This window comes from Zooshikella sp. RANM57, from assembly GCF_050749885.1.
Taxonomy (GTDB): domain Bacteria; phylum Pseudomonadota; class Gammaproteobacteria; order Pseudomonadales; family Zooshikellaceae; genus Zooshikella.
In genome coordinates this window covers 1-9,661 of sequence record NZ_JBOIUB010000030.1, presented here as the reverse complement: position 1 = coordinate 9,661, position 9,661 = coordinate 1, and the positions used below count along the sequence as shown (strand labels likewise).

Below are 9,661 nucleotides of genomic sequence, written 5' to 3'. Positions count from 1 at the left end.
AAGATGTGGCGGCTTATATGAAGTATTACAACATAGAGCGACTGCATTCTGCCAATGGTGATTTGTCACCCATAGAGTTTGAAAATTCTCAACTAAATGTGTCCAATTTGGGTTGACCAGTACAGTCATCGATGAGTAATGCATCTTTGACTTGTTTCAGTTTCCATCCGCTACCTAGCAAAATTGATTTTATACTCTGCATTACGATTGCGCTCAGCCCTGTGAGTGATGCGCAACTCCTTTAATTATTCTTCGATTAGCTAAAATCCTTTCATGGTTGCAAAGGGTATACAATTTCTCTTGTTAAATCAAAAGATTAAACCTAATTCTCAAGCGCTACGGGTATAGTTTCTCATGCGAAACTGCTAGGATATCTATAAAATATTGTAAGACTTTCATTTAAATCAAGGTTTAGTTGAAGCTACGACATTGCCTAATATTGTGACAAAAGCAGGTATGCCACTGTCAAACTATTTAGTTTGTGAAGCGATTATTATATTCAATAAAATGAGTAAACAATCACCCGAATTAAAAAGTTTGACAAAGATCATTGACAGGCTAATGAAGTATTAGATTATATAGACAGTTTTTGAAGATTACTACAGGCTTTTATCTATAATGCTTTTAGAGCTAGCTTTGAGGAGAGTTAGAGATATATACTGATACGTCAATTACTACTGTAAATACTAAAGTTTATATAATGTAATTTCACAGACAAGGTTAGAAGACTACATTATACGCGTTCATACTAGTGCAATGATCAAAATATCAAAAGTAAGAGGTTATAATGTACCTTTATGGGTATAAATAATAAAAACTATAAGTGATTGGGTTCAACAAGCTTTGTTTAGTTAAAAGTACTTATGAGTTTCAGAGTGAAATTATGCTTTATCTATGAATTAGAATGAACATTTGTTTATTAGCTTGTCATTTTTACTTTTATTATTAACTCAGCATTCTTTCATATCATGTCGTTTACCTTCAATATACGGTTGTTTTCGTGACTCTATACTGATCTATTGGCAAGTCAGTTTAATAGTAACTATTAGTTGTGTATCTTGATAGGCTATTTTCACCTAAAAATTGGCCTTCTCAACATATAATATAATACCTTTACAAAATTATGAGTTAGATTGGTAAATAGTAAATAATGATATATACAATAACCCATAAGAATAAAACTAAATATAAAGATGGAGTCTTTAAAAAATCAATTAAAATGTCTAAGATATACTTTTTATTCATTTGTAATATATAGCCAGCATTAATTAATAACTTAACGCGATGCTCGACTTTTTAGCCTATTAATTGAGCCAACTGAAGTGGAGCGTTGCCTTCGTTTCTATTGAGTAACACACATAAACTGTGTGATAACAATTTACGACTTATTCGATTCGTCAGACTCCATAAGGTCCTCCCTTTTGTTCGTTGGATATTAAACGTTTTTACAAGCTGACCAATCGTTGTCTCAACCCGTCGTCGAAGCCGGTTTAACTGTCCCCTCCATTTCTCTGGGAGTTGATCCACCATTTTTTCTCTGACGGGTGTTTCTAATTGTACTGTTTTTAGCTCAAGTAATTCAGCCTTAAAATCTACACCTAAATAACCTTTATCACCTAGCAAAATACCACTCTTCATCAATTTCGTTAACTCCCAGACGGCTTCTCGCTCACTGTCATTAGCGGGTGTTAACGTAAACCCTGCAATTGCACCATGAAAATCAATGAGTAAGTGCCCTTTAAACCCATAATAAGTTTCACTTTTTGAAGCACAATAACCGTAGTCTGCCTCTCCTTTAAAACGGCTACAGCTTTTTGCCCGTTTAAAGTGGCTCACGGGTAAAGGAAAAGCATCAACAATATGGAGTGGGTCAGTGATTATTCCCAGTGCCATAGTGACTCGTTTTTGCAACTGCTGTTTTACCGCCCATAAGTTTGCTGCTTGCTTTGAAAATTGGCTTCTTGAGTCGATACCTGGAAAATAATTTCGCCAATGTTCACGAAAATACCGCCAGATATGAGTATCTTCATCTAACCCAAAAAACTCGCCGATGAGCTCCATTGCAATCACTTCAGGATCAGAAAGGGAGGGCATAGTCCCTCGTTTACGTAATCGCTGGCCTTTAAGTAACTCATTAAAGGTATCATCAACCCAGCAATAAACTGCTATGATAAACTCTTCTACTGACATCCCCTGTCCCTTTGAATTTGTTTCGGCAAAACAAAGGTTGGGGTCAGGGGTTCTCATTTCAAACTAATAAAAGTCGAGCATCGCGTTAACTTAGTGAAAAAATCACTGTAGGTTGAATTTTTTTTACCATTGCCATGAATGCTAGGCTTTCAGTAGTAGTTATCACTTAAATCAAGTCCAACTAAAGTGGAGATTTAGGAAACGATGCTCTTGATTTTCTGCTTACTATAATCCATCCACTCTTTTGATTATATTATGTGCGTAGAATGTTAATATTTATAAGTTAGTTGTTGAGCCGATAAATGAAAATGAGTATTAAAAAATATAGTAAAATAGTTCTTTATATACAAGAAACAAAAGTTTCTTGTAAAATTAAAATTAAAACTTATTTTTCATTATAATAAGTAGTAGGCTTACGAATCATAGGTAGTTAAGAAAAACCTTCCCTTGTATGCTAAAATATCTTATTGCTTTATGGTTCGTAGGTCTTCAAATGTAACATGGATATTTAAAGAAATAAGAAAAATAACATCTATAGTAATTAATAATTATTTTTTCTAGTGCCTATTAACACTAATTAGTAGTCCCTGGACCCTGTAAATATTTCTGTGTATCCGCTCAGTGATCTTCACCCCATTTAATGGACACCACACTTTAGGATGAAATTCACCTAAACTATGGTGTATCCCATGAATACAAAGAAAAATAAAAGCTATTCAGCCGAGTTCAAAAAAGAAGCCGTTAGACTGGCTTTAGAGTCAGGTAGACCCAAGACGGCGATTGCAAAAGAGCTAGGTATTGGAGTGAGTTTGCTTTTTGTGTGGATTAACCAACAGATAGCTGAGCACACGATGCACGTAGCCCCAAAACAAACGGATACCCAGAGGATCAAGGAGCTTGAAGCAGAGATCAGGAAGCTAAAATCTGAAAATCCCCTGTTAACAAAGGCCGCTGCATACTTTGCGAAAGACCAGCTATGAAGTATGCCTTTATCAAGTAAAATAAGCAGGACTGGCCTATGGCTTTTCAATGCCGTGTTTTTAATGCTTCTCGGTCAGGGTGCTATCAATGGTGCCAGTCGGATGAAACACAGATAATCAAGCGCAATCAGCAACTGGATGACGATATTCTCGAGCTATTTGAATACCATAAAGGTCATTACGGTTCTCCTCGTATCACCAAAGCCCTAAAAGACAACAAATGTGTTAATCACAAGCGGGTTACCAAACGGATGGTAGCGCTAGGGCTTCGAGCTAAACAAGTAAGGAAGTTCAAGGCCAAAACGAATAGCCAGCATGCTTTACCGATAGCTGAAAATCTTTTGCAACAGGATTTTAGTGCGAATAAACCAAATGAAAAGTGGGTGGGTGATATCATGTATGTTTAGACAACGCAAGGCTGGCTGTATCTCGCTATTTTCATTGATGTATTTAACCGACAAGTCATCAGTTGGCTGATGTCTAAGCGGATCAATAAAGAGCTCGTTTATGATGCGTTATGGCGCCGTAATTTTCCAACAGATGTCATCGTTCACACCGACAGAGGTCGTCAATATTTTTCTAAAAAATACCAACAACTACTTAAAGACAATAAGCTCATCTGTAGTATGAGTGGCAAAGGCTGCTGTTACGATAACGCTCTTGCTGAAAGCTTTTTTCATAGTCTTAAAGTGGAGTGTATCTATGATTATGCTTTTGGTGATCGAGCACAGGCAAAAAAGATCATTTTTGAGTACATTGAAGTTTATTATAATCAGCAAAGGTTGCACTCATCTATTGGTTATAAAACACCTGCTAGGTTTGAGCGGCTATGCGCATAAACTTCTAATAACAGGTGTCCGTTAAATGGGGTAAAGATCAGACCATTCTCCTCTTGATTTACCAATCGCTTGTGGACCGTTTTTTTAATGCGCCTGTACCATCAGGATGCACCTGTATTATTGTGCTATCAAGCGACACAAGATCAACCTGAATATTGATGACATCGGCTTCTTGTAATACAGAAAAAACATCATCTAAAACACCTTTTTTGGCCCATCGATTAACGCGTGTATAAATGTTGTGCCAGTTGCCAAAATATTTTGGTAACCCTCGCCACTTACACCCATGCTCGGCAACATAGAGAACGGCATTGAGCACTTGTATATTCGATAGTTTTACATTGCCGCGCTGAACAGGCAGCAAGTGTTCGAACATTTTAAATTGTTGTGTTGTAATCTCCATGAACCTATTGTAACAACATTAGTGTTAACAGGCCCTAGTTGATGTTCATAAGCTTGCTTCTTGATATGTTAAGAGATATTGATATCAGTTGCTCTCGGGAGTTATGGCTGTGTTGTCATATTGGTGGTTATTATGCATCAACTTTTTCCATTTAATTAAAATATACGATCTATATTACAGCTAGATTAATAATCAAATGTAAATAGGAGTTCCGTCTATGTTCTAAATTTATGTTTCCTGCTTATTTCTGATTCACAAAATAAAATAAAACTAAGAATAAATTTATAAGAGATGGAAGTATATGAATGGACACAATTGAATGTATAAAATCATATATTAATGTAATTAATTACAATAGCTTTACAAAAGCAGCTTTAGTAGAAGGAGTTACAAAATCATTTATCAGTAAAAAAGTCTCTTATTTAGAAAAATATCTTGGCGTTCAACTAATTAACAGATCAACAAGAAGTATAAAGATTACTAGTAAAGGAGTTGAGTTTTATGATTACTGTGTAAAAATAATTGACTTAGTACATGAATCTGAAAGTGCTATAAAAAAAAATGACAAAGACGTAGATCTATTGAGAGTAGGTGTGAGTTATGATGTTTATATATCAGATATCTATATTAGGAATGTAATAAAGAATTTTATTGAAAGCAATAAAAAAATTGATATAAGTATTAGATATATAAATAGGATGTGCTATAAAGATGAGATTGGAGAGTTCGATTTATTTTTATTATTGACTGATAAAAATGAGTTTAGTGAGAAAAATTATTGTATTGCAGAGTTCGAACTTTGTGTTTTTAGAAAGGTTAATGAAGTTGGGTGTGAAAAATTGTTAGTTCCTAGAGTCTTAGGAATGGAAATTATTAATTCAATAGATAAAAATTTATATAAAAATATACACTATGTTGATGACTCTTATATTATAAAAAATTTAATAGCAACTTGCCGTGTAAAAGGAGTTCTTTTGAATATACATAAGTCTGATAATATGATATGTGATGGGGTTATAAATGATCATAAGTTATATCTTCAGGCTATATGCCCATCAAATAAATTTACATCAAAAAAAGTTAATACTTTTATTGATTTTGCTAGAAATTTTTATCAAACTAGATTTAATTTTTAATTAGGCCAATAACTAACTCCCCCCTCTTTTGCAATATTTTGAAGATGGGGGATTAGCAAAGCATTTCTTGTAAAATTTTATTTTAATGTTATATCTAAAAAAATAATTAATGAGACTGAAATCTGCATCTACACTTTAAGTATGTAATACTAATCTTAGTTGAATTCTAAATTAAAATGGTTTTAATATATGACTTTTATTTTTTCTTTTGCAGATGAAATACAAAATAGAATATTGAATAACAGGGTTGCTAGTCTAAAAATCGATGATGAGTTGATTGAAAATATATATGGAGTATTTAATGATAATTTAAATGCATTAAGAATAAAAAAAATAGCTTTTAGATATGAGGAAGAATTTGTTGCTATAGTAAATTCATTCGTATTTAATAACTTTTTTAAAGTTGAAAATATTGTAGAATCAATTATTAGAATTGGAATAAAGCAGTCAGTTTGTATAATATTTTATTTGCATTATAAATTGAAATATAGTTCAAGTAATAATTTGATTAATGATTTCCTTAAAAAAAACTGCTATTATTCATTATGTTCTGCTTTTGGGTGTTATTGGTTAGCTAACAAATATAAATTAAACGAAGGTGTTGAAAAAGTTTTTATTTTATCATTACTACGTGATATAGGTAGTCTAGTTATATTAAAAGTAATACAAGAAATAATTGAGGAAAATTTATATTTAAATATTTCAGGTGATTTTATTGAAAAGATTATATTAAATAATCATGAAGAGTTTGGTTACTACTATGTGAAAAATATTGGATTACCTGATAGTATTTGTAATATTGTAAGAAATCATCATACTTCAAATTCTAAAGATCTAAATTATATATTGAAATATATAAAAATAATTGATGTTTTTTTTGATTGTGAAGAACGATACTCTTATGGAAGTAAATATTTTAATTTAGATGTAGCAAGGGAGCTGATGTGTTTAGGAATGCCCATAAAAGATATAAATGAACTAAAAAAATATATGGATAATTTAAGAACTTATCTTAAAAATCAAAATTAAGTAATTCTACTAGGGCCTGTTACTAACGAGTCGGAAATAATGGATACTTTCTAGAATTATGCCATACTTATTAGTATGAAATATGATGCCCGACAGTTATCAACAGAAGAAAAAGCATTATTAAGACGTTTAGCCATTCAGAGAGTATTTGACGGTGAGTCTCCAGCCAATGTTACCCGTAGCTATGGGTTGGGAGAAAAGAGTATTTTCAAATGGTTAAAAATTGCTAGAACAGAGGGGGTAGACGCATTAGCTCCAAAACCTCGTCCAGGTCGAGCGCGGTCGCTGAGTGATTTTGAGGCAGAAGAAGTTAAACGCTGGGTAATTAGTGGTGATCCACGACAGTACGGTTTCGACTTTGGGTTATGGACAAGGCAAATCATCGCCGATCTCATTAAAGACAGATTAGGTATTCCTTTAGGATTAACTGCTGTAGGAGATTTGTTACATCGAGTGGGCCTTACACCGCAAAAACCTATGAGAAGAGCTTATGAACGAGATGACGCTGAAATTAATCAATGGAAAGAAGAAACCTACCCAAAGATAAAGCAATTAGCCAAAAAAGAGGGAGCTGAAATATTTTGGCTGGACGAGGCTTCAATCCGCTCTGATGACCCACTTATGAGAACATGGGGTTTAAAAGGCCGTTCAAACCAGCGGCAAAAGACAAGGCATTAACGCTATTTCAGCGCTCTCGAATACAGGTGGTTTTTGGTATCATGTTTATACAGAGCGCTTTAACTCAGATGTTTTTATCGAGTGTTTAAAAGAGCTTATTAGCAATCGCAAAAAACCAATTTTTGTGATCATGGATGGTCATCCAGTGCATAAAAGCAAAAAAGTACGTCAATTTGTAGCAGGACAGCAAGGAAAACTAAGCATTTTTCTCTTGCCACCCTATGCCCCTGATCTTAATCCTGATGAACTGGTATGGAATTACATTCGACAGACAGGCAATGCTCGGATGCCACTTAAAAAGGGGGAATCACTGCTTGATCTTTACCCCATTTAACGGACACCTGTTATTAGAAGTTTATGCGCATAGCCGCTCAAACCTAGCGGGTGTTTTATAACCGATAGATGAGTGCAACCTTTGCTGATTATAATAAACTTCAATGTACTCAAAAATGATCTTTTTTGCCTGTGCTCGATCACCAAAAGCATAATCATAGATACACTCCACTTTAAGACTATGAAAAAAGCTTTCAGCAAGAGCGTTATCGTAACAGCAGCCTTTGCCACTCATACTACAGATGAGTTTATTGTCTTTAAGTAGTTGTTGGTATTTTTTAGAAAAATATTGACGACCTCTGTCGGTGTGAACGATGACATCTGTTGGAAAATTACGGCGCCATAACGCATCATAAACGAGCTCTTTATTGATCCACTTAGACATCAGCCAACTGATGACTTGTCGGCTAAATACATCAATGAAAATAGCGAGATACAGCCAGCCTTGCGTTGTCCAAACATACGTGATATCACCCACCCACTTTTCATTTGGTTTATTCGCACTAAAATCCTGTTGCAAAAGATTTTCAACTATCGGTAAAGCATGCTGGCTATTCGTTTTGGCCTTGAACTTCCTTGCTTGTTTAGCTCGAAGCCCTAGCGCTACCATCCGTTTGGCAACCCGCTTGTGATTAACGCATTGCTTGTTGTCTTTTAGCGCTTTGGTGATACGAGGAGAACCATAACGGCCTTTATGGTGTTCAAATAGCTCGAGAATATCGTCACCCAGTTGCTGATTGCGCTTGATTATCTGTGTTTCATCCGACTGGCACGATTGACAGTACCCTGACCTAGAAACATTAAGAACACGGCATTGAAAAGCCACAGGCCAGTCCTGCTTATTTTACTTGATAAAGGCATACTTCACAGCTGGTCTTTCGCAAAGTATGCAGCGGCCTTTGTTAACAGGGGATTTTCAGATTTTAGCTTCCTGATCTCTGCTTCAAGCTCCTTGATCCTCTGGGTCTCTGTTTGATTTGGGGCTACCTTCATCGTGTACTCAGTTGTCTATTGGTTAATCCATGCGTAAAGCAAACTAACACCAATACCGTGTCCCCTCGACTGGCGTGCGTGACTCCCTCTAACCCTTGCTGTTAGCCTTTTCCTGCATCGTTAATAATTCAGGAGAAGCTCTATGAAAGCCGATTCACCAACAGATGTCCCTTTAACTTTGGAAGACGTCAAGGCTAAGTTTGAAGCCTGGCGGCAGAGTCCTAAACCCCGTAAACCATTCCCTAATGCATTATGGCATGTGCAGGAGCAGTATAAACTCACGAGGATATTAACGACATTACGTCTCACTCATGCTCAGTTTATGAATAAGCGTGTAGTATTATTAGGAGAACCCGATTGTCTTGCAGAGAAAATGCCACCTAAGCCATCGCCATCCCGTGCATCTGTGACGACTGATTTTATTAGCGTCGATCTTACCTCGACGACAGGTGTGGTTAATCATCAGGATAATAAGTCTTCAGCAACACCCATGGTGTTTGGGATTGAGTTAACCCGTCCTGATGGCACGGTCTTAAAAATCCATCAAGTGCTGTTGATGCATTAATTCACCATTTTATTGCGTAATTATGTTGCAATTAACACCTCATCATCGTTTATTATTAGCAGTGAATCCTGTCGATTTCCGTAAAGGTATCGATAGCTTAATTGCACTGTGTCAGCAGCATTTAAATGAAGATGCGTATAGCTGGACTATTTTTGTCTTTACCAATAAACGACGCATTGCGGTTAAATTATTAGTGTACGATGGCCAAGGCTTTTGGTTATGTATGAAACGCTTTTCACAAGGTCAATTAAAATGGTGGCCTAAAGCAGACACGTGCACGTACACCCTTAATGCACAAGCTTTACAGGTGCTACTCACCGAGAGAATCCGTGCCCAGGTGTCATCCTGATAAATACAGGGGCTTTGCGCCAGGTAATAGACCAACAGAGGTTCTGTCGCAAAAATTATTTAGCGTAAAAACAATCTTATTTTGGACACACTTAGCCTGCTAATGAGCAGAATTGTTCAAAAAGTGTTTTGTCTCTTGTCTCAGGGTTTGCCTGCGACGTTTTTCT

10 protein-coding genes and 3 pseudogenes are annotated in these 9,661 nt (G+C 35.6%); 10 read left to right on the top strand and 3 right to left on the bottom strand.

The features are described from left to right. The coding region (locus ACQ96U_RS26670; protein WP_431724327.1) for an IS3 family transposase at nucleotides 1-116 on the top strand (116 nt) is incomplete at its 5' end. Nucleotides 117-1,296: 1,180 nt separating this feature from the next. Here ACQ96U_RS26670 and ACQ96U_RS26665 read toward each other — a convergent pair. Then, nucleotides 1,297-2,190 carry an IS982 family transposase gene (locus ACQ96U_RS26665; protein ID WP_431724325.1) on the bottom strand — a complete coding sequence of 298 codons (894 nt, stop codon included), beginning with the start codon at nucleotides 2,188-2,190 and terminating at the stop codon, nucleotides 1,297-1,299. A gap of 689 nt (nucleotides 2,191-2,879) precedes the next feature. Between ACQ96U_RS26665 and ACQ96U_RS26660 the strand changes: the two genes are divergently transcribed. The 3 genes and pseudogenes from ACQ96U_RS26660 to ACQ96U_RS26650 form a co-directional block, all read left to right on the top strand. Then, nucleotides 2,880-3,170, top strand: coding sequence for a transposase (locus tag ACQ96U_RS26660; protein ID WP_431724324.1), 291 nt, complete (start codon nucleotides 2,880-2,882; stop codon nucleotides 3,168-3,170). 38 nt (nucleotides 3,171-3,208) lie between these two features. Then, a complete protein-coding gene (locus ACQ96U_RS26655) occupies nucleotides 3,209-3,577 on the top strand; it encodes an IS3 family transposase (RefSeq protein ID WP_431724323.1) in 369 nt (122 codons plus the stop codon). Between the two features lie 12 nt (nucleotides 3,578-3,589). Then, nucleotides 3,590-4,009, top strand: a pseudogene (locus tag ACQ96U_RS26650) (IS3 family transposase); the annotation flags it as partial. Between the two features lie 39 nt (nucleotides 4,010-4,048). Here the strand turns inward: ACQ96U_RS26650 and ACQ96U_RS26645 are convergent. Then, nucleotides 4,049-4,412, bottom strand: a pseudogene (locus tag ACQ96U_RS26645) (transposase); the annotation flags it as partial. 305 nt (nucleotides 4,413-4,717) lie between these two features. On the opposite strand from ACQ96U_RS26645, the gene ACQ96U_RS26640 reads away from it, so the two are divergent. The 4 genes from ACQ96U_RS26640 (at nucleotide 4,718) to ACQ96U_RS26625 (ending at nucleotide 7,589) form a co-directional block, all read left to right on the top strand. Then, nucleotides 4,718-5,548, top strand: a complete 831-nt coding sequence (locus tag ACQ96U_RS26640) for a LysR family transcriptional regulator (RefSeq protein WP_431724322.1) — start codon at nucleotides 4,718-4,720, stop codon at nucleotides 5,546-5,548. A gap of 189 nt (nucleotides 5,549-5,737) precedes the next feature. After that, nucleotides 5,738-6,577: an HDOD domain-containing protein gene (locus tag ACQ96U_RS26635; protein WP_431724321.1), complete on the top strand. Its 840-nt coding sequence runs from the start codon at nucleotides 5,738-5,740 to the stop codon at nucleotides 6,575-6,577. A 75-nt stretch (nucleotides 6,578-6,652) separates the two neighbouring features. After that, nucleotides 6,653-7,255, top strand: a complete 603-nt coding sequence (locus ACQ96U_RS26630) for an IS630 family transposase (RefSeq protein WP_431724320.1) — start codon at nucleotides 6,653-6,655, stop codon at nucleotides 7,253-7,255. Beyond that, the gene (locus ACQ96U_RS26625) at nucleotides 7,251-7,589 is read left to right on the top strand and encodes a transposase (protein ID WP_431724326.1); all 339 of its coding nucleotides are present in this window, start codon (nucleotides 7,251-7,253) and stop codon (nucleotides 7,587-7,589) included. Before ACQ96U_RS26630 ends, ACQ96U_RS26625 begins: the two co-directional genes overlap by 5 nt. Nucleotides 7,590-7,610: 21 nt before the next feature. Here the strand turns inward: ACQ96U_RS26625 and ACQ96U_RS26620 are convergent. After that, nucleotides 7,611-8,417, bottom strand: a pseudogene (locus tag ACQ96U_RS26620) (IS3 family transposase); the annotation flags it as partial. Nucleotides 8,418-8,723: 306 nt separating this feature from the next. Between ACQ96U_RS26620 and ACQ96U_RS26615 the strand changes: the two are divergent. Both ACQ96U_RS26615 and tnpB read left to right on the top strand, forming a co-directional pair. Continuing rightward, a complete protein-coding gene (locus ACQ96U_RS26615; protein ID WP_431724319.1) occupies nucleotides 8,724-9,146 on the top strand; it encodes a hypothetical protein in 423 nt (140 codons plus the stop codon). Between the two features lie 22 nt (nucleotides 9,147-9,168). Further along, nucleotides 9,169-9,495 (top strand): IS66 family insertion sequence element accessory protein TnpB, encoded by a 327-nt coding sequence (tnpB, locus tag ACQ96U_RS26610; RefSeq protein WP_431724318.1) that lies wholly within the window; start codon nucleotides 9,169-9,171, stop codon nucleotides 9,493-9,495. The last annotated feature ends 166 nt before the right edge of the window (nucleotides 9,496-9,661 follow it).